This is a genomic window from Microvirga sp. RSM25, from assembly GCF_044784385.1.
Taxonomy (GTDB): domain Bacteria; phylum Pseudomonadota; class Alphaproteobacteria; order Rhizobiales; family Beijerinckiaceae; genus Microvirga; species Microvirga tunisiensis.
The window spans coordinates 3,647,981-3,673,077 of record NZ_CP173039.1 but is presented as its reverse complement, the minus strand read 5'-3'; the positions used below and the strand labels follow the sequence as shown (position 1 = coordinate 3,673,077).

The 25,097-nt window shown below is 61.0% G+C and carries 23 protein-coding genes and 1 tRNA gene; 13 read left to right on the top strand and 11 right to left on the bottom strand.

Features of this window, described 5'->3' with window-relative positions; all coding sequences use genetic code 11:
- Positions 1-27 precede the first annotated feature (27 nt).
- Positions 28-1,353: a PLP-dependent aminotransferase family protein gene (locus ACD578_RS17535; RefSeq protein WP_404287003.1), complete on the top strand. Its 1,326-nt coding sequence runs from the start codon at positions 28-30 to the stop codon at positions 1,351-1,353.
- 161 nt (positions 1,354-1,514) lie between these two features.
- Here the strand turns inward: ACD578_RS17535 and ACD578_RS17530 are convergent, their stop codons facing one another.
- Together ACD578_RS17530 and ACD578_RS17525 are read right to left on the bottom strand one after the other, a co-directional pair.
- Positions 1,515-3,482 carry a hydantoinase B/oxoprolinase family protein gene (locus tag ACD578_RS17530; RefSeq protein ID WP_404287001.1) on the bottom strand — a complete coding sequence of 656 codons (1,968 nt, stop codon included), beginning with the start codon at positions 3,480-3,482 and terminating at the stop codon, positions 1,515-1,517.
- A 3-nt stretch (positions 3,483-3,485) separates the two neighbouring features.
- Positions 3,486-5,537, bottom strand: a complete 2,052-nt coding sequence (locus tag ACD578_RS17525; protein WP_404286999.1) for a hydantoinase/oxoprolinase family protein — start codon at positions 5,535-5,537, stop codon at positions 3,486-3,488.
- Between ACD578_RS17525 and ACD578_RS17520 the strand changes: the two genes are divergently transcribed.
- The 8 genes from ACD578_RS17520 to ACD578_RS17485 are packed head-to-tail and all read left to right on the top strand — an operon-like array spanning position 5,485 to position 13,379.
- The gene (locus tag ACD578_RS17520; protein ID WP_404286997.1) at positions 5,485-6,447 is read left to right on the top strand and encodes an IclR family transcriptional regulator; all 963 of its coding nucleotides are present in this window, start codon (positions 5,485-5,487) and stop codon (positions 6,445-6,447) included. The two genes, ACD578_RS17525 and ACD578_RS17520, sit on opposite strands and share 53 nt — an antisense overlap.
- Before the next feature lie 25 nt (positions 6,448-6,472).
- Positions 6,473-7,558, top strand: a complete 1,086-nt coding sequence (locus tag ACD578_RS17515) for a PotD/PotF family extracellular solute-binding protein (RefSeq protein WP_404286995.1) — start codon at positions 6,473-6,475, stop codon at positions 7,556-7,558.
- Positions 7,559-7,587: 29 nt separating this feature from the next.
- On the top strand, positions 7,588-8,664 hold the full coding sequence (locus ACD578_RS17510) for an ABC transporter ATP-binding protein (protein WP_404286993.1): 1,077 nt from the start codon (positions 7,588-7,590) through the stop codon (positions 8,662-8,664).
- Entirely contained in the window at positions 8,661-9,518 is an 858-nt protein-coding gene (locus ACD578_RS17505) for an ABC transporter permease (protein ID WP_404286991.1), read from the top strand. The genes ACD578_RS17510 and ACD578_RS17505 overlap by 4 nt, the downstream gene beginning before the upstream one ends.
- Positions 9,508-10,377 carry an ABC transporter permease gene (locus tag ACD578_RS17500; RefSeq protein ID WP_404286989.1) on the top strand — a complete coding sequence of 290 codons (870 nt, stop codon included), beginning with the start codon at positions 9,508-9,510 and terminating at the stop codon, positions 10,375-10,377. The genes ACD578_RS17505 and ACD578_RS17500 overlap by 11 nt, the downstream gene beginning before the upstream one ends.
- A 36-nt stretch (positions 10,378-10,413) precedes the next feature.
- Positions 10,414-11,394, top strand: coding sequence for a succinylglutamate desuccinylase/aspartoacylase family protein (locus ACD578_RS17495; RefSeq protein ID WP_404286987.1), 981 nt, complete (start codon positions 10,414-10,416; stop codon positions 11,392-11,394).
- A 9-nt stretch (positions 11,395-11,403) separates the two neighbouring features.
- Positions 11,404-12,387 carry a succinylglutamate desuccinylase/aspartoacylase family protein gene (locus ACD578_RS17490; protein ID WP_404286985.1) on the top strand — a complete coding sequence of 328 codons (984 nt, stop codon included), beginning with the start codon at positions 11,404-11,406 and terminating at the stop codon, positions 12,385-12,387.
- On the top strand, positions 12,387-13,379 hold the full coding sequence (locus ACD578_RS17485; protein ID WP_404286983.1) for a succinylglutamate desuccinylase/aspartoacylase family protein: 993 nt from the start codon (positions 12,387-12,389) through the stop codon (positions 13,377-13,379). The genes ACD578_RS17490 and ACD578_RS17485 overlap by 1 nt, the downstream gene beginning before the upstream one ends.
- A gap of 544 nt (positions 13,380-13,923) precedes the next feature.
- Here the strand turns inward: ACD578_RS17485 and ACD578_RS17480 are convergent.
- The 6 genes from ACD578_RS17480 to ACD578_RS17455 all read right to left on the bottom strand — a co-directional run bounded on the left by ACD578_RS17480 (position 13,924) and on the right by ACD578_RS17455 (position 19,296).
- Positions 13,924-15,519 (bottom strand): reverse transcriptase domain-containing protein, encoded by a 1,596-nt coding sequence (locus ACD578_RS17480; protein ID WP_404286981.1) that lies wholly within the window; start codon positions 15,517-15,519, stop codon positions 13,924-13,926.
- A 267-nt stretch (positions 15,520-15,786) separates the two neighbouring features.
- On the bottom strand, positions 15,787-16,734 hold the full coding sequence (locus tag ACD578_RS17475) for an ABC-three component system protein (RefSeq protein ID WP_404293916.1): 948 nt from the start codon (positions 16,732-16,734) through the stop codon (positions 15,787-15,789).
- A gap of 46 nt (positions 16,735-16,780) precedes the next feature.
- Positions 16,781-17,560, bottom strand: coding sequence for a hypothetical protein (locus ACD578_RS17470; RefSeq protein WP_404286979.1), 780 nt, complete (start codon positions 17,558-17,560; stop codon positions 16,781-16,783).
- Positions 17,557-17,808 carry an ABC-three component system middle component 6 gene (locus tag ACD578_RS17465; protein ID WP_404286977.1) on the bottom strand — a complete coding sequence of 84 codons (252 nt, stop codon included), beginning with the start codon at positions 17,806-17,808 and terminating at the stop codon, positions 17,557-17,559. Before ACD578_RS17465 ends, ACD578_RS17470 begins: the two co-directional genes overlap by 4 nt.
- Positions 17,805-18,638: an ABC-three component system protein gene (locus ACD578_RS17460; protein WP_404286975.1), complete on the bottom strand. Its 834-nt coding sequence runs from the start codon at positions 18,636-18,638 to the stop codon at positions 17,805-17,807. Before ACD578_RS17460 ends, ACD578_RS17465 begins: the two co-directional genes overlap by 4 nt.
- Before the next feature lie 568 nt (positions 18,639-19,206).
- Positions 19,207-19,296, bottom strand: a tRNA-Ser gene (locus tag ACD578_RS17455).
- 209 nt (positions 19,297-19,505) lie between these two features.
- Here ACD578_RS17455 and ACD578_RS17450 point away from each other — a divergent pair.
- Both ACD578_RS17450 and msrA read left to right on the top strand, forming a co-directional pair.
- On the top strand, positions 19,506-19,826 hold the full coding sequence (locus tag ACD578_RS17450; RefSeq protein ID WP_404286973.1) for a PetM family of cytochrome b6f complex subunit 7: 321 nt from the start codon (positions 19,506-19,508) through the stop codon (positions 19,824-19,826).
- 83 nt (positions 19,827-19,909) lie between these two features.
- Positions 19,910-20,569: a peptide-methionine (S)-S-oxide reductase MsrA gene (msrA, locus tag ACD578_RS17445; protein ID WP_404286971.1), complete on the top strand. Its 660-nt coding sequence runs from the start codon at positions 19,910-19,912 to the stop codon at positions 20,567-20,569.
- A 77-nt stretch (positions 20,570-20,646) separates the two neighbouring features.
- Here the strand turns inward: msrA and mepA are convergent, their stop codons facing one another.
- The 3 genes from mepA to ACD578_RS17430 form a co-directional block, all read right to left on the bottom strand.
- Positions 20,647-21,558, bottom strand: a complete 912-nt coding sequence (mepA, locus tag ACD578_RS17440) for a penicillin-insensitive murein endopeptidase (RefSeq protein WP_404286969.1) — start codon at positions 21,556-21,558, stop codon at positions 20,647-20,649.
- Positions 21,559-21,655: 97 nt separating this feature from the next.
- Complete coding sequence (locus ACD578_RS17435) at positions 21,656-21,799, bottom strand: hypothetical protein (RefSeq protein WP_404286967.1); 144 nt, start codon at positions 21,797-21,799, stop codon at positions 21,656-21,658.
- A 170-nt stretch (positions 21,800-21,969) separates the two neighbouring features.
- Entirely contained in the window at positions 21,970-23,136 is a 1,167-nt protein-coding gene (locus ACD578_RS17430) for an SDR family oxidoreductase (protein WP_404286965.1), read from the bottom strand.
- 194 nt (positions 23,137-23,330) lie between these two features.
- Here ACD578_RS17430 and ACD578_RS17425 point away from each other — a divergent pair, with 194 nt between their 5' ends.
- Both ACD578_RS17425 and ACD578_RS17420 read left to right on the top strand, forming a co-directional pair.
- The gene (locus tag ACD578_RS17425) at positions 23,331-23,741 is read left to right on the top strand and encodes a PRC-barrel domain-containing protein (RefSeq protein WP_036363378.1); all 411 of its coding nucleotides are present in this window, start codon (positions 23,331-23,333) and stop codon (positions 23,739-23,741) included.
- Positions 23,742-23,881: 140 nt separating this feature from the next.
- Complete coding sequence (locus ACD578_RS17420; protein WP_404286963.1) at positions 23,882-24,754, top strand: hypothetical protein; 873 nt, start codon at positions 23,882-23,884, stop codon at positions 24,752-24,754.
- Positions 24,755-25,097: the final 343 nt, after the last annotated feature.

Here is a 25,097-nt window from a genome sequence, read left to right as displayed (position 1 = left end):
GTTATTGAACATTAAAATTGGTGTCGCATGACCGAAAATCGAAACGCCCATTGGTTTGCCGAGAGATTGACGGACAGGACCATTCGCGGGATCGCTCTTGAAACCAGAGCCCTGATCCGTGCCGGCGCGCTGCCGGTTGGTACAAAGTTGCCTCCGATCCGGGATCTCGCCTTCGCGCTCGGCGTCAGTCCTGCGACCATTTCGGAAGCCTGGAGCGAACTGCGCCGTCATAAAATCATCAGTGGTCGAGGGCGGAATGGCACTTGGGTCAGCGGCGATCGTTTCGTCGCGAAGCCGCATCGCCTCGGAAGTTCCGGCAATTACGGCGATGGTATCCTGAACTTGACCGCAGCCGTTCCTGACATTTCCCTGTTGCCGCCGCTTGCCGAGGCTATGGCTTATGGCGCTTCGGCGGAGAATCTTAACAGTTACGAGCGCAACCGAATCCTGCCGGAACTCGAGCAGGAGGTCAGGAAAAAGTGGCCCTACGAGCCGGAGGCGTTCCTGGCGACGAATGGCGGATATAACGCTGTCTATACACTGGTTCATGCTTTGCTTCCGCCGGGAGCCTCCGTCGCGATCGAAGATCCGACCGGCATGCGCCTCCTCGACATTCTGGAAGACAGAGGAGTTCGCATCGTGCCTGTTCAATGTGATGGCGAAGGGCCATTGCCGTCGGCTCTTGAAACTGCAATGAGAACCAAGCCTGTCGCTTTCATCTTCCAGCCGCGGCTGCATTCAGTCACCGGCCAGAGTGTCAGTCAAACGCGCCTGGAGGCTCTCGCGTCGGTTCTACGAGATACTGACACGCTCATCGTCGAAGACGACGGCGTCGGCGATATTTCGGCGGCCCCACGTCAATCTCTGGGCGGCTACTTTCCGAACCGGCTTATACATATCCTGTCGTTCTCGAAGACGCATGGACCCGATTTGCGTCTTGCCGTCCTCTCCAGCTCCCGAACCATCATCGATCAGATACAATCCTATCGAAGCTTCAGTGCTGGATGGACGAGCCGTATCCTTCAGGCTGCCACAGCTTGGTTGCTGCGCGATGCGACGACGCAGGAATTGGTTGATCGGGCCCGGATGCTCTATCAAGAGCGGCGCGCTAATCTGGTCAATGCTCTGCAGCAGAGAGGTGTCGGGGCGATGCACGGCGAAGGCCTGTGCGCCTGGGTTCCGGTGTCCTCGGAGCCATTCGCCATGGTGACGCTCGCGGCCCACGGTATTGCCGTCCATCCAGGTGCCAAGTTCTCAATCCTGCCGACGTACTATCTGCGGGTTGCAACGGCTACTCTTTCCGATCGCTATGAAAGTGTAGCGGACTCGATCGCATTGGCCGCCGGCACCTGAGTTAAATGCCGGGTAATCTCGTGCCTTGGATCCAAAAGCAGTTGGACAGATGACCAGATATCCTCAAGCTCGAGTACCGCTGCAAAGTGACTTCAGGATCGGGAAACCGTGAATTTCAGGAAATGGCACTCCGCAGAGATAGCTTGAACGTTCTCGTCTATTCATAGACTGCTCGGTGCGATCCTCTGCGTGTTACGCTCGACAGCTTGAACTGCCTGTTCAGCTGTGATCGGTTTCTCCAAACTCATGAGCTCGCGACGAGCAGTCGCAAGAACATTTCTACGAATGCCTTGTGGGATCCGCATGGCTGCTTCTGCAAGGGCAATGCTCGCGTCGATGGGCCAGATTCTCTCGTAGCGCTCTCGCTCAGGCCCTGATGCGATTTCCCAGTTTGTCGTTTCAGGCACATTCTCGCGCAAGATGGTCGTGCGCTCCCGATCTACTTCGTCATTGGCTATAACGACCCCGTAAACTGTTGCAGCCTCTTCGGCAGAGATCAACTCGTCTCGGACGTCGCGGAGAACGAGATCGGGATCGCGCGCCCTCGGGTCGCCGAAGCCCCCTCCCGATGGCGATGTCATCAGGAGCACGTCTCCCTTACGCATTGTCAAAACCTTGATCTTGCCGATCTCACGCGTGATGATTCCCTGACGCAGGACTGCCTGGCCATTGCAGCCGGGCTTGCCGCCATAAGCTCCCCAGGGCTGAAGGCGGAAGCGGTCCAAGCCGCGAACCGTGACGATGGCTTCCGGCGCACGGCATTCGAGTTGGATAGCGACTGAGGCTCCGCCACGATAGCAGCCATGACCGATGGTCGATGGAACCAACTCGTGCCGTCGGACGATGAGTGGCGTTTCGATCTCAACATGCTCGATGGGCGTGCTCTTGAGATAGCCGATCATGGTGTCGGTCGCATCGACGCCGTCAGCCCGGACGCGACCGCCCGATCCGCCCGAGAACGGTTCGACCACAGCGACGCGATTGCGGCCCGTCTGGGGATCGACCCATGAAGCGCTGATGATGCCGGCCTGGCCTGCGCCGCAGGCGGTAATGCCGCCCGGAACGGCCTGGTTAAGGCATCCCATGAGCGCATCGTAGGTGCGCATCACCGCAACCCAGCGGTTGCCCATGGCAGCCGGAAAGTCCGCGTTCATGAGCGTGCCGAGCGGGGCGTGGGCCTTGATTGGGCGAAGGATCCCGCCGTTGATGGGGATGGAGGGCTCCACGGTCTGTATGTAATTTGTGAGCGCAAGGCATAGAAAGGGGTGAGTCCTGCTGCCGGTGCCGAAGTTGAGCGCGGCGTGAACTTGGGGCGAGCTTCCGCTGTAGTCGATTTCCACCTCGTCTCCGACGATCGACATCCGGCAATGGATATGGATGGCCACGTCGGGATCGTCGCTTTCGAGATAATCGATAAAGGTGTAAGTGCCATCGCGCAGATGGCGAATGGCTCCGCGGGCCTTCTGCTCGGCGTAAGCGATCACATTCTCTACGCCCTGCTGGAACGTTTCCCTGCCGACGCGCCGGCCGAGAGCAGTAGCGCGTTCATTCAGCAGGCGCATCGCGGACATCAGAGCTTCGAGATCGCCCCAGACAGCATCGCCGATGCGGGAATTGTCTTTGAGAATGTTGACCACATCCCTGTTGAGCTCACCAGCTGTGACAAGCTTCATCGGGCGAAGCCTGATGCCCTCCTGAAACGCTTCCGTGAGGTCCGGCGAGATGCTGCCCGGCACCGCGCCGCCGATATCCGAGGCGTGAACGAACGACCACGCGAAACAGAGAAGATCGCCGTCGAGGAAGACCGGGCGCACGAGATGGATGTCCATCATGTGAGTCACAAGCCCGCCCGTACGGAATGGGTCATTCGAGATCAGGACGTCTCCCGGTTTTAGATCGGCGAGGTCGAAGGCATCGAGAAAGCCCTGAATTGATTGTCCGCTCCCCGAAGTGACTCCTGTCATGGTGGGATAGGCGAAGAATTCACCGGACAGGGCCGCCAGAGCGACCTGAAAGTCCTGCGTCTGCTTCACAAAGGTCGTATGGGCTGTCCGATAGGCGACCGTCGCGGCTTCCTCGGCCATTGCGGTGAAGCGGTTCTTCATGATCTCAGTCAGAACGGGATCCATGATCTACTCTTTCGTCATTTCGAGGTCGCCGAAGGCGCTGAGCTGTGCGCGGTAGCCCTGCGGCACCAGGATCGTGGCCAGTTCCTGGTGGACGATTGCCGGCCCTTCGATCCGGTGGCCGATCCGAATCTCGGGCCAGGAATAGACCGGCGCGTGCTCGATCCACCGGCCGTCGGCCAGGATAGGCCGCGTTTCCATCGGCTGAAGCTCAGTCTGCCTGGCGTGATTCAGCGTCATCGCTGCCGGTTTCGCCTGGCGGCCGATCGTCCGCAGGCGAAGATTGTCGATGACGACGGGCGATTTTTCATCGCAGTGGCCGAAGAGGCGGTGATGTTCCCGGTGAAACAGCGCAAAGAGGGCGTCGAGTTCCAGACCGGCCGCCAGCCCGTCGGAGAGGTCGACCGGAATGGTGAAGGACTGAGCGCCGTAGCGCATGTCCGCGAGATGGACTCGATCGACGGTGAGAATCTGCTCATCGTTGCTCTGACGTTTGAGCCAAACATCGCCTTCGGTGCGCAGATGTCCGAAATGGCGCACGATCTCGTCTCGGGAGAGGCTCAATCCTTGCAGGCTGTGAACGCCATCGTGCACGAGATCCGAAACAATCCCTCCGAAGGCGCAGAACACGGAAGGAAGGCGCGGCACGACGATGTGCTTGATGCCGCATTCATCCGCGAGAAGGGGACCATGAATGCCGCCCGCGCCGCCATAGATCATCAGAGCCAGATCGGATGGGCCCACGCCGCAACGGGCGAGGAAGGGTAGAACGCGGGTCATCATAGTTGACGTTGCGACCGCGATGGCGCTCTGAGCCGCGCCGATCACGTCTGTGCCCAGAACATCCGCGATGGGTTGAAACGCCTCCTCGGCACGTGACCTATCGAGGGAGAGCTTCCCGCCGAGGAGTCCCTCTGGCGACAGATAATTCATGAGCAGGTAGGCATCCGTCAGAGTCGGCTCGCACCCGCCTTGTCCGTAACAGGCAGGGCCCGGCTGCGACCGGGCGCTGCGCGGGCCGACCTTCAGCACGCCCGCATCGAGCCAGATGACGGAGCCGCCGCCGGCTCCCATCGCCTCGATGGCCGTGACGGGCATGAGCAAGGGAAAGTCGCCGACCTCCGCCTGTCCCGTCGTGACCGGGCGTCCTCGCTCGACGAGCGAGACATCGGTCGAGGTGCCGCCCATGTCGAAGGTGAGCACCTGTTCAAGGCCGAGGAGATTGCCAACCACCTGCGCGGCCGTCACGCCCGCGGCAGGGCCGGACAGCAAGGTGTGGATCGGAACCTCACGCGCTTCGGCGGATGACATGACTCCGCCGTTGGATTTCGTAACGGTGAGACGGGACCGTGGGAATCTGGAGTGGAGAAAGTCGTCCACTTCCTTGAGGTAGCTGTCCATGAGGCGCTTCACGTAGACGTTCAGCAGCGTGAGAACGGCGCGCTCATATTCCGATTGCTGCGGCCAGACCTCGTGCGAGGCCATGACTTCGAGATCGGGAAAGTGAGCTTTGGCGAGTTCAAGCGCCCGGAGCTCATGGACCGGATTGCGATAGCCGTGGAGGAAGCAGATGCCCACGGCCTGCGCCCCCTTCTCCCGTGCGGCCCGCAAGGCCGCGAGAACGGACTCGTCGTCGAGCGGCGTGTCCACCGAGCCGTCGGACAGCAGGCGCTCGCGAACCTCGAACACGCGCTCGCGCGGCGCGATGGGCGTCGGCCGCCGGTTGAAGAGATCGATGGGCTTGTCGAGGCGCAACCGCGCGATGCCGAGCAGGTCGCGATATCCTTGGGTGGTCAGGAGGGCGACGGGCGGCTGCGAACGCTCGATCACCGCATTCGTGCTAATCGTCGTTCCATGCACCACGAGGACCGAGGCGTCCGGGGAAATCGCGTAACGCTCCGTGATCTCGATCACTCCCCGGATCACGGCTTCCGCAAAGTTCGGATAGGTCGTCGGCAGTTTGTGACTGCCGATCTCGACATAGCCGTCGCTCTCATCTTTCCAAATGGCGAAGTCGGTGAACGTCCCGCCAATATCGATCCCAATCCTGAACACCATGTTCTCCGCGAAAAGGAGGTTGACGCTAAGTCAAGTCCATGCGTACCATTATTGTCAACCCCGTTGCTGTATATGGAACATCGCTGTGAGTTCTTTAGAGAACGGCCTCGAAATCTTGTCTCTTCTCAGCAAGGAGCGCCCGATCCTTCGGGTCGGCGAGGTTTGCCGCGAACTGGGCATGCCGAAGAGCTCGGTGTCCCGACTCCTGAAGACGCTGAGCGAGTACGGTTTCCTCGAGAGAGGGAATCGCGAACTGGGATATTGCGCCGGACGCCGGGCTCTTGCGCTGGCAGAGCTCTATCTTGCCGACCACAGCCTCCTCGACTTCGTCGACTCCGCCATGGATGCCCTGATCCATGAATTCCAGTTTGCCGCCTATGCAGGCATCCTGTCCGGTCCCGATCTGATCATTCTGAAGCTCAAGCACGGTACCTATCCGCTTCGCCTCGTGCACGACATCGGCAAGCGGATGTCCGCCTATCCGACCGCCATCGGCCGCGCGCTTCTGGCGCGCAAATCCGACGACGAGGCGATCGATCTGATCGAGGAACATGCCGAAGGGACAGTCGACCAGGGCATTATCCGCAAGGAACTGGCCGACATCCGCAGGACAGGGGTCGCAATGACCAGCAGCGCCCTGATTCCGGGCATTGCCGCTTTCGGCGTCGCCGTCGCTCATCCCGGAAAGGACGAAATGCTGGGCTTCTCGGTCTCCTTCCCGACCTCGGCGGCCGACCGCTCCCTACAGGCCAGGATGATGCAGTGCATCCGCGAGGAAGCGCATTCCATCGGCGTCCGTCTTGGCGATCCATACTGGTCGACACACTCGCTCGAGAAAAGCTCGGCGCCGACCTCCACACGAAAAAAAGAAGAGCCCGCTTCAGGACCGAAGAAATTCGCTGAGATCTAAACTTAAAAGCAGAAGGGAACATCTCATGGACGAGACGGTGAGGAATGGAGTATCGCGCCGCGACCTGATCAAGGCAGGTCTCGCACTTGCAGGCGGTACGGCATTGGCAGGCCTTAGCGGCATCGAGGCGAAGGCTGCCAAGGACATCCGGATCATGATGGCCGGAGGGTCCTGGAAGGACTGGGTCAGCAAGGTCTTCGCGGAGCCTTTCGCCAAGGAAAACAATGTCGAGCTCGTGTGGAAGCTAGGCCTGTCGCAAGAGCCGATCGTCATGGCGCAGCAGCGCAGGCCGCAATGGGATGTCATCCATACGGGCCAAACGAGAGCCGGGCAGCTCGGCGCCATGGGTCTCTATCTTCCCTGGACGGAGGACACGGTCCCGAACCTCAACAAGATTCATCCCTCCTTCCGCTACGAATTTCTCGCGGGCAAGTGTCACACTCCCTACGGCCTGTGCGTGAACACCAAGCAGATCAAGCGTCCCATTACATCGTGGACCGACATGTGGGATCCGGAGTTCAAAGGCCGTGTAGCCTTCCCGGCTTGGGGCTGGATCGGGGACGAAGTCTTCCACGCGATCAATGTCGCGTTCGGCGGGACATCCGATAATATCGAACCCGGAGTCGAGAAGTTCAAAGAGCTTTTCGCCAAGAACAATTGCCGCATCATCAACAATGTGGAGCATACGCGGCAGCTCCTCGAAGCCCAGGAAATCTGGCTGTGCCCGTATTTCGGCGCCCGCACGGAGCAGGCAGCTGCAGCCGGCGCTCCCGTCGAGTTCGTGATCCCGAAGGAAGGCGGCCTGTCCTGGATTTGGAACACCGCCATCATTGCGAACCGGCCACAGGACAGCATTGAGCTTTCACGGAAATTCGTCGGGTCGACGCTCGATGCGGAGAAGCAGATCGAGTTCGCGCGCCTGACAGGCTATCCGCCGACGAATATGGAGGCGATGAAGAATTTGCCAGCCGACCTTAAGAAGCTCGAGCTGAGCGACGAGCAGGTCGAGCTTCTCGGAAAGCTGCAGCGCCAGGCGGACTACATGACCATGTTTGCCTACCGCGATCAGTATGCCGAGCGGTGGAACAAAGAAATCATCGCAGCGAAGTAATTCTCCATTCAGCTGGAAGGTGAGGCCACGTGCAGCCCGTTCTGAAACTCGAACAACTTGTGAAACGTTATGGGGCGACGACCGCTCTCGGACCCGTCGACATCCATGTCAACAAGGGTGAGCTGTTGACATTGCTGGGCCCGTCGGGGTGCGGCAAGACGACGACGCTGCACATCATTGCCGGCCTGACCACTCCAACGGATGGAAAGCTGCTCCTGGCGGGGCGGGACATCACGAAGCTCGCCCCGCCTTACCGCGATATCGGTCTCGTCTTCCAGAACTATGCGCTCTTTCCGCACCGGACCATCGAGCAGAACGTGGCCTTCGGACTGCGCATGAGGAAGGTGCCGAAGGATGAGATTGCCCGGCGTGTCCGGCATATGCTCGACGTCGTCGGACTGCCCGGGGTCGAGGAGCGCTATCCTCATCAGCTCTCCGGCGGCCAGCGTCAGCGCGTCGCCCTGGCCCGGGCGCTGGTCATCGAGCCGTCGATCCTGCTGCTCGACGAGCCGCTCTCGAACCTCGATGCGCTCTTGCGCAAGAGAATGAGATACGAACTGCGCGAGATCCAGCGGCGCCTCGGCATCACGACGGTCTTCGTCACGCACGATCAGGACGAGGCTTTCGAAATGTCCGACCGGGTCGTGCTGATGCATGCAGGCCATGTCGAACAGATCGGAACCCCCGAGGATCTCTATGATCGACCACAGACACGCTTCGCCGCCGAGTTCATCGGAGAGGCGAGCCTGATTGAAGGCCGGATCGCCCTGAAATCCGGCGATGAGGTGCTGGTGGATGTCGGGCAGGGGCTGCAGGTTCCCGCCCGAGCGGTGCGTCCCGACATGGCGGCCGGTTCCGGAGCCATTCTGATGACTCGGCCGGAACGGGTCGAAGTGGTAGAGGCGGGTGATGGCGACAGCCTTCCCATGTCGATCGTGAAACGCGTCTTTCAAGGCGAGCGTATTCTTTTCGAGTTGGCGGCTCCCGGAGGCCAGCTCTTCCAGTCCTCGGTTCCAAGCGTCGAGAAGTTCAGGCGCATGCAGACCGGCGAACGTGTCGGCGTCCGGCTTCAGGAATGCCGCGCAATCCCCGTGGGTCAGCCATGACCAGAGACCCCGAATCGCAAGCGAAGGCCTTCGCAGCAACGCTCCTTGCCCCTATCAGTCTGCTTTACCTGGCATTTCTGATAGCGCCCATCGGCTTTTTCCTGTCCGTCAGTCTGCTAAAATACTCACCCGAGCAGCTTTATCTGCCGCAAGTGACCACGGAGAACTACGAGCGTCTGCTGCTCGACGGCTACTACCGGCAGATCATCTACGACACCTTCCGCATTTCGGCGATCGTGACCGTGATCACGGCGGTGCTCGGCTACGCGCTCGCCTATTTCCTGTCGCGGATGAGATCCGCATGGCGCGGATTGCTGATGTTCCTCATCATCGCGCCGCTGATGACCGGCGTGATCGTGCGAACCTATGGCTGGATCGTGCTTCTCGGCCGCGACGGTCTCGTCAACCAGATCCTCATCTGGCTCGGACTGATCGATCAGCCGGTCGGCTTCCTGAACACGGAACCTACCGTGATCATGGCGCTCATCCACATCATGCTGCCATACATGGTGTTTCCGATCTTCTCCTCGCTCGCGAGCCAGGATCCCCACCTCGTGCCCGCGGCCAGCACCTTGGGAGCGCGCTCGGCGCGCGCCTTCTTCGAGATCACGCTGCCGTTGAGCCGGTCCGGCATCGTCATGGGGGCGGCCCTCGTCTTCACCCTGACGGCGGGCTCCATCGTGACGCCGGAACTCCTCGGCGGACGCAATGTCACGATGATGGGCCAGACGATCTACCAGCTCATTCTCTCGACCTTCAATTGGCCGCTTGGGGCTGCTGTCGCCGCCGTGCTGGTTCTCTGCCAGTTCACCGTCATCTCGCTCTATTTCCGGAAGACGCGCCGTGGCTACTAATTATTCCTCGCCCGCTTTGACAGCCTCTCAACCATCCCAACGCCTGGCGATCACGGAGCCGGCCGTTGATCTGGCTCCCGTCGGAAGGTTCGGCTTCGGCCTCCTCGTCACGGCACTCTATTTCTTCCTGCTTGCGCCGCTGCTGATCGTGATCGTCGCGTCGTTCAGCCCCGACCAGAGCAATACCTACGCATTGTCTCAAGCCTCGCTGCGCTGGTACCGGGAATTCTTCTCCAGCGACAGCTTCGTGGACGCGTTCAAGTTCAGCATCGTTCTGGCGCTCATCTCCTCCTGCATTGCGACGACCATCGGCTTCATCACCGCCTACGGCATCGTCCGCTACCTGGGCGGACGGCGGGAAATCGGGCAGTCCATGGCCATGCTGCCCATGATGGTGCCTCACATCCTGATCAGCTTGTCCCTCCTTCTGCTCCTGACCCAGCTTCCGGTTCCCGAGCTGGCGGCCCTCGTGATCGGGCACGTGCTGATCTGTCTGCCCTTCACCATCGCCGGGATCATCGCCAGCCTCGAAGGCGTCGACAGCGATGTGGAGGCCGCGGCTTATACCCTCGGCGCCCCGCGCTGGCGCGTGCTGACGGAGGTGACGCTGCCACTCGTTGCGCCAGGCGTGATCTCGGCGCTGATCTTCGCCTTCATCATTTCCTTCGGCGACGTCTACATCGCCCTGTTCCTGTCGGGTCCGGGCATGACGACCCTTCCCATCGAGATCTTCTCCTACATCCAGTGGGAGAGCTCTCCGGTTATCGCCGCCATCACGACGCTGCAGATCGTCATGATCGTGCTGTTCGGCCTTCTGATCGAGCGGCTGGCCGGACTGCGCAAGACCATGCGCCTCTGATCTTCCGAAACACGAAATCCATGAAAGGGAGTGACTATGGATATTATTGAAGTGGGCTCCGCGAAAGCGGACGGGCCCGGTCGGTTCGAAGGCATGCTTAAGGTCGGCGCGTATCCGGACGGTGCGCCTATCGAGATCCCTGTCATCATAATCCGCGGGAAGGAGCCGGGGCCGGTGCTTTGGATGCACGCCTGCGTCCACGGCGACGAATATTGCGGAACCTACAACATTCACGCGTTCCTTCGCTCACTCGATCCGAGTGAGGTGCATGGGGCTGTCATCGCCCTGCCGATCCTCAACATTACGGCCTTCCGCGCCTACCGCCGCATGAGCCCGTTCGAAGGCTTCAACAACGGCGACATGAACCGTTGTTTCCCGGGCAATCCCAAGGGCGGCTTCACGGAGCAGATGGCTTATGTCGTCTACAACGAGTTGAAGCGCTACGCGACGCATCTGATCGACTTCCATACCGCCTTCACCTCCAACACCCGATGGGCGCTCTACGCGGATACGGGTGGCGAGGTGAGCGAGGTGGGCCGTCGCATGGCAGACGCCTTCGGGTACGAGAACACGCTTCCGACACCCAAGGGCACGTTGGTAGGATCGGCCATGATGACCGTTGCCGCGGATGGCATCCCGGCCTACATCGCCGAGGCGGGCGGTGTCGGAACGGCGTTCACTCCCGAGACCGTAGCCGATGTTGCGGAGCGTCTGCGCAACGTGGCGCGCGCCATCGGCCTGCTCAAGGGCGAAGTGACCGATTACGGCCGGCTGACCTTGTTCTCGAACTTCCATTGGGCGAATGCTCCGCGCGGCGGCCTGTTCACGCCTGCGGTGTCCTGCGGCGAGACGATCAACGAGGGAGACGTGGTGGGAACCTACTACGATCTGTTCGGCGACAATGCCGGAGACGTATATTCCCCGGCATCCGGCGTCGTCCTCGCTCACCATCCGGGGCCTATTATTCCACAGGGTGACGTTCTCATCCACATCGGCCTCAATCCCAAGCGCGCGTGAGCCATTATCATGTCAAAAGAAATCATTGTCGGTACCGCCCATTCCAAAGGCCCTGGTGTCACGAAGGGCGTCTTGCGCGTCGGCGACGCTCCGGACGGATCGCCTCTCAATGCTCCTGTCATCATCGTTCAGGGGGAGAAGGATGGTCCGGTGGTCTGGCTGCACGGTTGCGTGCACGGCAACGAATATTCCGGCACCTACATCATCCACGGGCTTGTGAGAGAACTCGATACCACAAGGCTCAGCGGGACGGTCGTCGCATTGCCGGTTCTCAACGTATCCGCTTTCCGATCCAAGCAGCGCATGAGCCCTTACGAGGGCTACAACGGCGGCGACCTGAACCGCCAGTTTCCAGGCGACGCCGGCGGGACCCTGACGCAGCAGATGGCCTATGAACTGTTCGAGCCGCTCAAGCGCTACGCCGATGTCTTAATCGACTTCCACACGGCGCTCACGCCCGACGTGCGCTGGGCCCTGTTCCCCCGTGTCGACGGAGAGGCGGGCGCCCTGTCCGAAAAGGTGGCGCGGGCCTTCGGCTACCGCGATACCTTGCCGGCCCCGGACAACATTCTCGCGGGCTCGGCCATGATGACGGCTGCCAAGGCGGGCATCGCGAGCTTCATCGTGGAATGCGGCGGCAAGAACCGTTCCTTCACAGACGAGTCCGTTGCCGACGCCGTCGGCCGCCTGCACAACGTCCTGCGTGCGCTCGGCATGGAGGAGGGCGAAGTCAGCCCCCAGGAGCCGATGAACTACTTCTCGAATTTCGAGTGGGTCACGGCCACCGAGGGCGGCCTCTTCCAGCGCAGCGTCGGATGCGGCGATACGGTGGAGGAAGGCAGCGTCATCGGCCAGTATTACGATGTCTTCGGCAATCCTCGCGCTCAGGCGCGCAGCCCGAAGGCAGGCATCGTTCTGGCGATCCATCCAGGTCCGGTCATGGCGACCGGCGAGACCCTGATCCATATCGGCCTCGAACCGAAGGCGGCCTGATGATGACACATCCCGGCTCGAAAGCCCAAGCAGTTGGTACGGCCCGCTTCGAGCCTGGGCGCGTCTCGACAGGAGAATTGACCCTGGCCCATCAGATTGATGGGCCGGTCACCGCGCCGATCATGATCGCAACCGGCGCGAAGCCCGGACCGACCCTTTGGGTCCAGGCAGCAATCCATGGCGGCGAGATCGGAGGAGCGCTGGGGATCGTGCGCTGCCTCGAGCGTCTCGATCTCCAGACCATGGCGGGCGCCATCGTCGGCGTGCTGGCGGCGAATCCACTGGCGTTCCGTACGCAGACCCGCAACACTCCGATCGACGGCGAGAACATGAACCGCCTCTTTCCCGGCGCGGCCAATGGAACGATCACGCGGCAGATGGCGCTGACGCTCATGGAAACGGCCATGGCGAGCGCCGATATAGTCATGGACCTTCATTCCGGCGGCCATGAAGCGGTCGTGCCATTCTACAGCCTGTATTGGGAGGATGGATCGGACGCCTCGCAAAAGGCCAAGGTCTACGCCCACAGCGCCGCGACCGATGTGGTGTGGGCGGCACGGGACGAGTGGCTTTCCGGCGCCATGTTCACACAACTGACCCGGCGAGGGGTGCCCGCCCTCATCATCGAATGCGGCGGCGGGGCAGGGATGCCCGAGGCTCATATCGAGTCCTTCGCGCAGGCCATCGAAGGAGTCGCGCGCGTAGCCGAAATTCTTCCCGGCGGCCCGATCCACCGGGAGCGCTACCGGACCATCGGCTCCTGCGACCTCGCATATACTCGCCATGGAGGCTTCTTCATCCCGATGTGCGAAGCAGGCGACACACTGGAAGAAGGGGCGGGAGTCGGTCGTGTCGTCGATGTCTATGGGCGAACCCAAGAGACGATCGTGACACCGAAGAGAGCGTTCATTGCAGCGATCGGACGGCCCTACCTGCCCGTTCAATCAGGCGCAATGGTAGCGGAGCTAAATGACGATCATGGGTGGGGTTGAAACGACGAGAAAATAAGAAGGCGATCTAAAACGTCTCGCGCAAGGCCTAAATAGAAGTGTTTCATTCCGCCTTCAGAGAGGTCAGGGAAGGTCCGGATTTGGCACGGAGCTGACCTTATCCGGATTTCCGCATTCGCGAAGTAGGCGGACCTTCATTTCGTGCGCTTGACATCGCTGGTCGACCGATGCTGTTGAAAAAGTCCGCAACTGCTGTTTTTCGCGTGGTCAGCATACAGGATGCTGGGCCTGATCTGGCACGCTGACGCTAGAAATCGACAGACGAAGCAGCTCTCGAAAGTTTTTCAACGGCATCGACCCATTGCTGTCAATGGTGAATAGGCCTACGCTGGGACGACGCGGAAAGCCCGCGGCGCTGCAGAACCTGTTTCGCGAATTCCTGGATAATCTTCTTTCACGCAACAATCCCGGCTTGGGAGTACGATCTCGTCGATCAACTCAGGCCCGCGGGCTAGCTACTAGGACAGGCGTCTTGGTGTAAACGGGGCGTCCCTTTTTGTCGGCCACGGCAGTGAGGCTTCGACGCTTAGGGTACCAACGATGCAGATGCGCTTGCCAGCCACGCGTTAAGGACATCGATGTGAATCGCGAAGTCTCGCGGTTCACTCGGGCCACCCTTGTGCACGACACCGGCGACGGTGTCGTAGGCGTCGAGAAGCGGACCTCCCGACATGCCTTGAGAGGGCTTTTGCTGGACCTCGATAAGTTGCACACCGTGCTTGGCTGGAAGTGAGCTGACGTTACCACTGCGGACGTTGATCCGATCGCCCGGGCCAAAGCTCGGATAGCCGACGGCGTTCAGCTCAACACCGACTGTGACGGCCCGCGTTGATCGCTCAAGCTCGAGATATTCCGTTTCGGGAATCGTGTGCGCGAGGACTGCCAAATCGCGGTCCTCGTCAATTTTGTGCACGTTCACCTTAAACTTATTGGCCGGCTTGCTGGGATGGTAGACATCAATGTCGCTTGCACCCGTGACGCAGTGCGCGGCCGTGACTAAGCCAACACCTCGGAGAAAGAAGGCGCTGCCTTGCGCCATCTCACCCTCGAAGTGTTCGACTACCCAGACCGCGCGGTCTCTGACCTCGGCCCGTGTGGGGGTGACTTCGATCCTGAGGCTGGGAAAAGCCTTGTTGAAACGGACCGCGATACTCCGAAATACCGGGTCTGTCTGCCCGCGGATGTGCCGCAGCCAGCTTATCTTTCCAAGAAGATGCGCAGGCAGGCTACCGGTGCCCCCAAGCAATGCGAACTTCTGCTGCGCCGCAGCCTCGCCGATTGTCTCAATGGAGTGAAGGGCGGCGCGGACGTTCCGTACGTAGAGACGGTCGACATTGAGCAATTCATTGACTTTGAGACCGGTCACCATCCTGCGCGAATGTCGGTCAGCATAGTGGGCCTTGGCAGGATTTATGGCAAAGCCGTTAGCGGCGAAGATGTTCACGAAGGCCGGGATGAGGAGATCAGGTGCAAAATGTCCTGCCGGTGGGAGAGGCCCCTCGAACAGAGTCGTCATCGGCTGATGACTCGAAAAAGTAATATCGTCCGCGTATCGCGTGTAAATGCAGCGGGCACCTTTGGCGAAAGCGAGTAGTTGCCTGTCGAGACGAAAGCAGATCATATTTGAGAGCACGGGGCTAGTCGGCGCGCCTTGGGGCAGTTGGCCGCTGACGCAGCAAAGGTGGCCGATCACAGCCGCGACGCCGCTGTCAATTCCGAAAGATCCCAAAACTCCGACAATTCGCTTTTCTGTGATTGGCGGAAAGAAGTCTTTTAGGTCGAGGTTGAGCACGAAGCGATTTCGCAGGTGCGCGAGTGCGTTGGTCTTGACCGACCGATCGGCGACGAACCCATGGGCCGGGTTGCGGACCTCGTAGAGCTGGTTGAGCAATGGTAAGAGTCGCCGCTGTAGGTACTTCAGCCGTTCGTCGGGCGCACGAATCTTCCTAGTCTTGTTCTTGCCTTTAGCTATATCGAACGAGTGATACATCCGCCCACGGTACCACCGGATCTTCTTGAGTTCCTTGGTCGACAAACCAAGGTAGGAGAGAAGTGCGGCTTCGCTGGTTAGTTCAGCAGGGATTTTAGCGCGGATCGGTGTTCCAAAAGGATTCGGTGGCACGAGATCTCCCCTCCAGTCACGTCAAGGTCACGCATAGTTGATGACGCGTACGTCTTCTCGAGGCATGAGCTCTTACGCCGCAGTTGCACAGCGCGTATGCGAGGGGAGACCTCGTAGTTGCGTCCGTAGCAAAATCCTTCGAACGTGTCATCATGACCGTCTCGATACCACTCTCAATCCACGAAAAGAACACCGGTCGTTACGCCGGCTCAATCAAAGCCGGCTAACTGCTTATTGGCCTTCGTAAGGTGTTGAATCTCCCAGCCATCAGTCGAACTGGAATCCGAAAAGTCCACCCGTCTCGCTCTCGTCTGACAGGCGCGTCGGCACCACAATGGCGTCGCGGTCGAGTGTGTTCGGCAGGGGCAGGCTATCGAAGATGTCCGAGTTGAGGGTCACGATGTACTGGCCCCCGAGCCGCGTGGCGGTGGCGGCTTCGAGGTCGAGCGCGTTCGCGACCTGACGCTCATCTACCCCGTCGAAGAGATGGCTGTCGTGGATGAGGAACCCCGGACCCTTCTCGCGGCCTGCCCACATCGCGAACGGAGCATGGTCGAGGCAGAAGATCTCCATGTTGGAGATCCCGCCGCCCCGGTCGCCCTGGATCGAGATGCGGAATTCCGGCCCGTTCTCGGTGGCCTCCACCTCGAACTTGCCTTGCCGTTCCTCGTAGAGGTAACCGATGGCTTCGCCGATCAGGAGGATTGCCTCGTCCAGCCGGCCGCGCCGCAGGTGATGGTCTTCCTGGAGGCGCCGCTTGATGCTCTTCCGGTCGATGCCGAGCTGGGTGGTCTCGCTCTCAAGCGCCTCGGCAGCCTTGAACCGCTCGCGCAGCGAGGCCGCCTCCGCGTCGGCGTCGGCCAGCCGCTTCTGCAGCGCCGTAAAATCCTCCAGGGCGCCGCGCCCCTCAAGCGTCCGTAGGGTCTCGCTCCGTCCAGCATCCAGCTCTGCTGCCCTGAGCTCGCCGACAGCAAGCTCGCGCCCGATCGCGTCGATCTCCTCCTGAAGGCGCAGCCTGCGGTTCTCGACCACGGATTGATGGAAACGCTCGACATCCTCGAACCGGCGCTTCGCACTTTCCGGCAGTTCGATTCCGACCGCTTGATAGAGACGGGTGACGTCATCCCGCTCGGGAAGGCGTTCACGCTTCAGGGCGTCCTGGAGGTGAGCAAGAGTCTCCCTCAGCGAGACGGCTCGCCGGGCGAGAGCCTGCATCTCCGTCTTGGCGTTGGCCGCTCGGTCCATCATCTCCCGGTAGGCATCATGAACCTGGAACCGGGCGAGCTGCTCGCGCAGCTTGGTTGCCCTGGCCTCGGCGAGGACCACGGCTGGCCAAAGCTCCGCCACCGTTCCGATCAGGTGGCCGAGCGCTCCGCCCTTGGCTGCCTTCTTGAGCTCGTCCAGTTGGCTCTCCCGCTGCCGCACCATGTGCTGGTCGCGAGGGATTCGCCAGTCGAGCCCCAGCCGGTATGACAGGTTTACCTGCCAGTCCCAGCGCTGCTGGGCCTTGGCCTGTTTCTCCGGATGCAGGAACGCGCCCGATCCGTAGCGCCGCGAAGTATGCGAACAGAGCGCGGAACGAGGGAGTGTAGCTCTCCTCGAACGGTGAGCCTTTCACCACGGCGGGAAAGTCGAAGAACCGGTGAGCCAGGAAGTCCTTCCACTCCTCGTTTGACACGAACTCGGCGCCCGACTCCTTGTCCTTCTTCGTGGCCAGCCCGAAATGCTTCGCGCTGCCCTCGTCGATGAACACCCGCGACACCTTGGAGCCGCTGCGCGCAACGTCCACCTCCCAGCCGCCGATGAGGAACCGGCCCTTGAAGGTATGGGCGGCCAGCGCCTTGTGGCGGGGGAGGCTGTCGGGATCCGCCTTCCCGCCCAGCAGGAAGTGGATGATCTCGATCAGGCTGGTCTTGCCCGCGCTGTTGCGGGTCTGCTTCTCGTTCGAGCCTGGGGCCTTCGTCGAGAGGACGACGTTGAGGCCCTGGTGGAATGTCACGGTCTTGAAGGTCGGCAGGCTGCTGCTGATGGAGATGATCATGGCGCACCCTGCCCAGGCCGCACCAGACCGTCCGCGTCTTCCACCGCATAGATCGTGTACAGGAAGGTCAGGGCGAGCACGAACCAGTCGAATGACAGAGGCGTTGCGGCCTGACGGCTGCCACGTGCCGCGCGCACGCGATCCCACAGGTCGGACACCTCGCGGGGGCGGTCCAACTGGACAAGGATCTCCGCGCCCACGCCGATCAGGGCTCGGTGTGGGGAGAGATGTTTGCCGGGAAGAATCATGCGTTCACCTTGGAGGGATGATCCTCGAAGATGTCGCAAGCCTCAAACAGGTAGGCGAGCAGGGCCTGAGCGGCCACTTGGCGCTCCGGCGTCACGCTTCCGACGCCGGTGATGTCTTCATAGAGCGAGCGCATGATGGCGTTCGGCTTCAGCCTCTGCAGCTTCAGGTCCTCGTAGCGGCCCTTGAACACCTTGGCCAACCGCGTTCCGATCTCAGGGTCGGGGTGCTGGTCGATGTAGTCGCGGACATGCGGGGCGTTGCGGAACCCGGATTCCAGCAGATGACGCCAGCATCCCGTGATCCTGTTGAATTCGAGCTTGTCGTACGGCACGACCGTGATGGGTCCCGTGTCCAGCTGGTCCTCATCGACGCTCCGCATGACCGCCTTGATGAGATCACTGACCTCTTCAAGACGCATGTTCTGCGTGTCCTCGGCAGTTGCAGCAGGCCCGAGCAGGACGGTGATGTGCTCCTCAGCAAGCTGGAAGACCCGGTCCTCGAAGCCTTGCGGGCCGATGGCGCCGAAGCGGTGGTGTCCGTTTGCGGTCTGAAGCGCCTGGATCTTGGAGACGGCCTCGATCGGAAGACCGTCGAACAGATTATGGACGAAGTGCCATTCCTTCATGATCGAGGCGAGTTCGGTCGCAGCCTTGGCATAGTCGTCCCCAATTTTCTTGACGACGGTATCCACGCTCAGCGCCGCATCATGGAGCTTGCCGTAGCACTGGAAGAGCTGTCCCGACTGGAGGAGATACCCGTCGCATCCCTTGTCGCCCCTGCGTCCGAATGCTCGCACGGGGATGAAATCGTCGCCGTGCAGCTTGGACATGACCTTGGAGAAGAAGCTCTGGAACTAGTCGCCGTGCAGCCGACGCAGAGTCAGTTCCAGCAGGGCCTGCCACTGCCAGCGCTGGTGAGGGATCATCCAAGAGGCCATAGGGAAGGGTCAGATCCTTGAGGCAGCAGATAAAGTCCAGTGAATGACGGCAGCGGTCAGCCTACAATGGAGGTCAGCCAGTTATCACAACTTTCTTCCGCGCCCAACCTCCCGATGTCAGCCCTAGCTCAGCCAGAGAGCGGCAGTTGCCCCGTCGTCAAAACTCTGGAATTTCCATTTACGGTGCGTCCTCGGCGAAGGTGGTTCATCCCCGACGGAGCAATGTGTCAGTGGCTCGAGCTCTGCATCCTAAGCGAAGTCTCAGCAGGGTCGACTGGATCCTATCCAACCAGTAGTCAAAGCGCGGTACTGTCCCGTGGTTATAGACAGTGTCCGCGGCATAGAAAAATATTTCATCTCAACAAAGGGTATCACACGAGCCCAGAATGTGGGGGAAATATGGGGCGCGACGACCCTGACCGAAATTTCGCTTTTCTCTTCAGAGACTTGGCTCAGTGGATGGCGGAGGGAGCGGGATTCGAACCCGCGATACGGTTTCCCGTATACACACTTTCCAGGCGTGCGCCTTCAACCACTCGGCCACCCCTCCAGCATGAGCCTCTCGGGCTCTTGGAACCTTCAAACCCGTCGCTCGACACGGGTCGCTCAGGTCCTCCGCTTGCGTCTGCGGAGCGCCCGTGTATCGCTAAATCGGGGCAAAAGGCAAGACCGAACTTGAGTCAATTTAGCCTGAATCGCCTTTGCCATTGCGACAAAACGCTCTAGATAATCCCCCTCTATTCATAGAGGTGTCTTCCCTTGAAGTTTCTAGCGCGTAGCCTTGGCCTCCTGCTGATCGCGGCGGGATTTATCGGGTTGGTGATCGACGGAACGCGATCCATCGTCAATAATGCTGTATCGTTCGCATCTATCGGTAAGGTGGCCGGAACCCTTTTCCCGAGTGGAATGGCGGGGCTTGAGGGAAGCATCGCGCAGCGTGGCTATCCCTGGCTGTGGGATCCGATCGCGACTTACGTCCTGCAGATGCCTGCTTCGGTCACGGGCTTTCTGGTGGGCGCGCTGCTGATGTGGCTCGGCCAGAAGCCGCTGGAGCCGATCGGATATCTCGCGGGCCGCTGAGCTTTCACGGGAAGGTGACGGAAGGGGCTCTCCCGCAAGCGCGGGGCAGTGCTTACATCAGCGAGGTCACGCGAGGGATCTCCATGTTCAGCTTCCGCAAACGACTCGACCTGCCGACTGCCGCCGAGGCTCTGCCCGGCCGGACCAGCCCGATTCCGACGGCTGAGCGGCATTTCATCAACGACCGTCCCCTTCAGCCGCCTTATCCCGAGGGCATGGAAATGGCCGTGTTCGGCCTCGGCTGCTTCTGGGGCGCCGAGCGCAAGTTCTGGCAGCTGGGTGACGGCATCTGGATCACCGCTGCAGGTTATGCCGCCGGCACCACGCCGAACCCGACCTACGAGGAAGTGTGCTCCGGCCTGACGGGGCACAACGAGGTCGTGCTGGTGGTCTATGACCCGAAAGCGATCTCCTACGAGACCCTTTTGAAGACCTTCTGGGAGAACCACGATCCGACCCAGGGCATGCGCCAGGGCAACGACGCGGGCACCCAGTACCGCTCCGGGATCTACGTGCTCAACGAGGACCAGAAGAAGGCCGCAGAGGCTTCCAAGGCGGCTTACGGCCAGGCGCTGGCCGCCAAGGGCTATGGGCCGGTCACGACCGAGATCCTCGATGCGGGACCCTTCTACTTCGCCGAGGATTACCATCAGCAGTATCTGGCCAAGAATCCGAACGGCTATTGCGGCCTCGGCGGCACGGGCGTTTCCTGCCAGATCGGAGTCGGCGTGGCTGCCGAATAAAACACCACTCTGTCCGAAATCCTCAGGGAACGGCTCGCATCTTCTGGGATGCGAGCCGTTTCGCCTTGAAGCCTGTCTCAAGGAGCCTCGAGAACGCTGCGGCACTCATTGGGCAGTTGCGCCAGGGTGAGCGGGGGACGGGGCTTGCCCGGCTTCGGATGCAGCATCTGCGGCGTGAACCAGGCATCGAGCTCTGCGCCGCAGCCGTCGCCGCTCGGCGGCGGATCCTGATCGGAACAGCCCGCTTCGCCGGCCGGACAGGCGAGGCGGATATGGAAATGGTAGTTGTGGCCCCATATCGGCCGTACCTTCGTCAGCCAGGACCGGTCTGCTCCCGCTTCCCGGCAGAGCGCCTTCTTGATCGCCGGGTTCACAAAGACCCGGGCAACGCCTCTTTCCGATGAGGCGGCGCGTATGAGGGCGGTATGCTGCGGCGTCCATCTGGCGGGATCGATGTCGAGCCCATCATCGCGCACCATGTTGGTGGCCGACATCTCCTCTCGCTCCGCTCGCGAGAGGCGGCGATTGGGCATGGGCGTGAGCCAGATATCCGCATCGAGGCCAATCTGGTGCGAGGCATGGCCCGTGATCATCGGCCCGCCGCGCGGCTGGGAGATGTCGCCGACGAGAAGGCCGGGCCATCCGTTGATGCCCGGAAGCCGGGTGGCGAACCGCTGCAGGAAACCGATCAGCTGCGGGTGGCCCCAGTTGCGGTTGCGGGACAGGCGCATGACCTGCCAGTTGTCGCCGTCGATCGGGATGGCCGCCGCGCCCGCAACGCAGCCGCGGGCATAGCTGCCGATGGAGCGCGAGCGAAGATCGGCTGGCGCGGTGCGACGCCCGAACAGTTCCTTCGCGGCAAGCTTGGGGTCGCCCGGATTGGCGAGCGGCGGCAGCGGCTTCGGGTCGAGAGTACCCTTGTCCTGAGCGCCGGCGGAGCCGCCGATGAGAAGAACCAGGGGGATGGCGAGAGAGCGAATCGGGATCATGGAGAGAGGCTAGCCTGCAATCTTCCACTTCGGAACGTGCCGGATGCGGCCATCTTGTCGCTCTCCAGAAGAACGGCCGGAACCGCGAAACCAAGGCTCACAAGCCTTTCGTAAGTAAACTTTGGGTGTCATCCTCCTCCCCCGTCATGGCCGGCCTTGTGCCGGCCATCCCGATACTGAACGGCGCTGCGCTCAAAACAATCGAGATCACCGGCACAAGGCCGGTGATGACGGCGGTCAAGATCAGACTGCCTCAGAGCCTGCTTCTAAAACCTGCAGCTTCCCAAGCCCGCTCCTGAGTAACGCATGGATTTATGGGCCAGCCTCTCAGGACGAGAAACCGAGCAAGGGCCGAATGACGAGCCGGAGTCTCGGAAAAGCCGGACCTTCCGATCCGGCCCTTCCGTGCCTTCAATGTCTGGGCTGTGGGCGGCCCTCGTACGGACCGCGCTGGCTCATGTGACCTGGACCGAAGGTGCGCTTGTCGTGACCGTTGCCGCTGCGGCGCATGGCGGGCTGGGGTTGGTAGCGCGGTGTTGGACGCTTGAACTGCTTCGGACGCCGGCTCCCCGCCATAGACGGCAGGAACAGGGTCGCGATGCCGGCAGCAACGCCGGCCAGCAAGGCGGCGGTCACGAAGGGGTGAAGCTGTGCTTCGAGGAGAAGGCTCGTCTTGCGTGGTTCGCCAGGAAGAGACGAATACATGTCGCCGTCCTCGCGGGCTCCATAAAGGTTGTCGCGCATGCCTGGTCGCTCGGGATGATCCGTCGTCTGCGAAGCATAGCCCGTCCATTCCATCGCCTTGTCGACGAGGTGAGGCGCGACCTTGCCCATCGCGCCGATGACCCAACCGCCGAAGCCGATCGTGATCTCGCGACGATGATGTTCGGCCGCGAACACGATCGCCTTGGCGACGAGATGGGGATCGTAGGCGGGAGGCGGCACGGCGTTTTCCCGATCGAGATAGTTGCGGGCATGTTCGACGTAGGGCGTGTCTATGGACGATGGCTTGATGAGCGTGACCGAGACTGGCGTGCCCTGATTTGCCAGTTCCATGCGCAGGCCATCCGTGAAGGCCTTTACCGCGTGCTTGGAGGCGGAATATTGGGTCTGGAGGATCATGGTCCGCTCTGACAGGACGCTGCCCACATTGACGATGGTGCCGCCGCGATGGCGCAGATGGTCCGCCGCGATCATCGAGCCGTTGACGACACCCCAATAGTTCACGTCGAAGAGCTGACGCTGGTCCTCCAGTGGGATGTCGTTGAGGTTCCCGTACAGGGCCACTGCGGCATCGTTCACCCATGTATCGAAGCCGCCGAAGGTCTCGATGGCGGTGCGCGCCACCCGCTCCAGATCTTCGCGCTTGCTGACGTCTGCCGCAACGGCAATGGCACGCGTCGACCCATGGCTGAGCTCGTCGGCGATCTTGCGCAGGGCGTCCTCGTTGCGGGCGACCAGGATGAGACCCTTGGCGCCGCGCTCGGCAAACAGATGGGCCGTCGCAAGTCCTATGCCGCTGGATGCGCCGGTGATGACGACGACCTGGTCCTCAGCCGACTTCTGGCGAACCGCCATGGCACTCTCCTTCATATCCTCAAGTTTCATAAACGTGGGTCAACGTGAGGTCGGGAAGGGGGTTCCTACGGCAGCGCTTGGTGGGAGGAACCCGATTAAGAGCGTTGGAAACCTTGGGCCTCCGGCCCGAAACCGGAACCGGCCTTTCAACCCGAGCGTTGCCTTAGGATCTCACACATGAAGGGAGCGAAATGATGCAGACGACGGCACAAAGCAGCGACGTTCGCGAAACCCACAGTCTGATCGCCAGCGACAAGGTCGAAGGAACGCCGGTGCGCCGCACGGACGGCGAGAAGATCGGAACGATTGAGCGCGTGATGATCGAGAAGCGATCCGGCAAGGTCGCCTATGCGGTCATGAGCTTCGGCGGCTTCATGGGGCTCGGTGAGGAATACTACACGCTTCCCTGGAGCGTCCTGAAATACAATACCGAGCTCGACGCCTATGAGCTGAACCTCTCGGAGGATCAGCTGCGTGGAGCGCCCCGCCGCAGCGCGGAAGGGCATGACGCTTCCTACGACCGCGAATGGGAAGAGCACGTTCATCGCTACTACAACGCCACGCCCTATTGGGGCGCAAGCGACCCGATGAGCACGGGCCGATAACCCGGCGCTATCCTATGAAAACAAAATCGCCCGGCTTTCGCCGGGCGATTTTTTATGCGCAGGCGCCGGCCGTTAGGAAAGGTCCTAGCCCGGCGCTTGCGGCATGCTCGTCTTAGCGCTTCCGGGACTTCGAGGGGCTCTTGCGAGCGCTCGAGGAACGGGAGCTGGAAGACCGCTTGGCGACCTTGCCCGACTTCTTCGTGGCAGAGGTCCGGCTCGAAGCGGCAGCTGCGCGCTTCGTGGTCGACTTCGATGCGCCACGCGCCTTCGAAGCCGATTTCACCGCACCGCGGCTGGAGCTGCGAGAGGCAGACTTCCGGGCCGTCGAACGAGCCGAAGTCGAACGAGCAGAGGACTTCTTGGCGGCCGATTTGGCCGAAGTCTTCTTAGCGGTCGTCTTCTTGGCCGCGGTCTTGGCGGTCGTCTTCTTGGCAGTGGTCTTCTTAGCTGCCGACTTGGCCGACGAACGGGTCGCGGTCTTCTTGGCAGCCGTCTTCTTTGCAGTGGTCTTCTTGGCGACTGCCTTCTTGGCAGTGGCCTTCTTCGCGCCTGACTTGGCCGAAGATTTCGTTGCCGACCGGGAGGCCGACTTTGCTGCCGTCTTCTTGGCAGCGGTCTTCTTCGTTCCCGCCTTCTTGGCGGTGCTCGTCGAGCCGCGGCGTGCGCTGCTCTTCTTAGCGGTCTTCTTGGTGCTGGTCGCACCGGTGTCTCCCGTGAACAGCATCGTCAGCGGGTTTGACTTGGTGTCTGTCGGCATTGCCGCCTCCTTCAAGGGCCTTCGCGTGCAACCGTCACGCTTGCAAGGCAACGTCGTTATACCAACGGGGTTCCGATTATCGGAAAGTGTTGACAGTAGAACGCTCACTTTTTCTGTGGATATGTTGCCGGGTATGTCTCTCTGCACTTGCAGATCTAAGACTCAATATCGGGTTCAAGATGAGACAGTTAGAGTCTCTTCCTTAGGTGCTTCGATGTCGATATTCGCGACGCCGCGCTGTTGTGATGACGTCTAAATCGCATTTCGTAACAATGGCTTAGCGCATGAGTAAAGAAGATGTTAAACGTCCGCAGAGTATTCGGATGTGTTCAGGAACGTTCAACATCGCAACCGAAATCCTCTTCACTTGGAGAGGGTCGAAGACGGGTTCTACGCGTCTCGGAGTCCTCGTGCGTGAGACTAAAAAAATTTGTCGATCGGAGGCGAAAATCGGCCTGCGAGTCGAAGACGAGTCGAGAATCACGATTCACGCCCCGTGCGTGAGGGGATGATCGGAGCCTTGTCCGAGACTCGATCTCGGGCTCATTCGCCGTGTGCGTCTTCGTCGCTGCAGGTGGCATGACGATGGAGGCTTCACG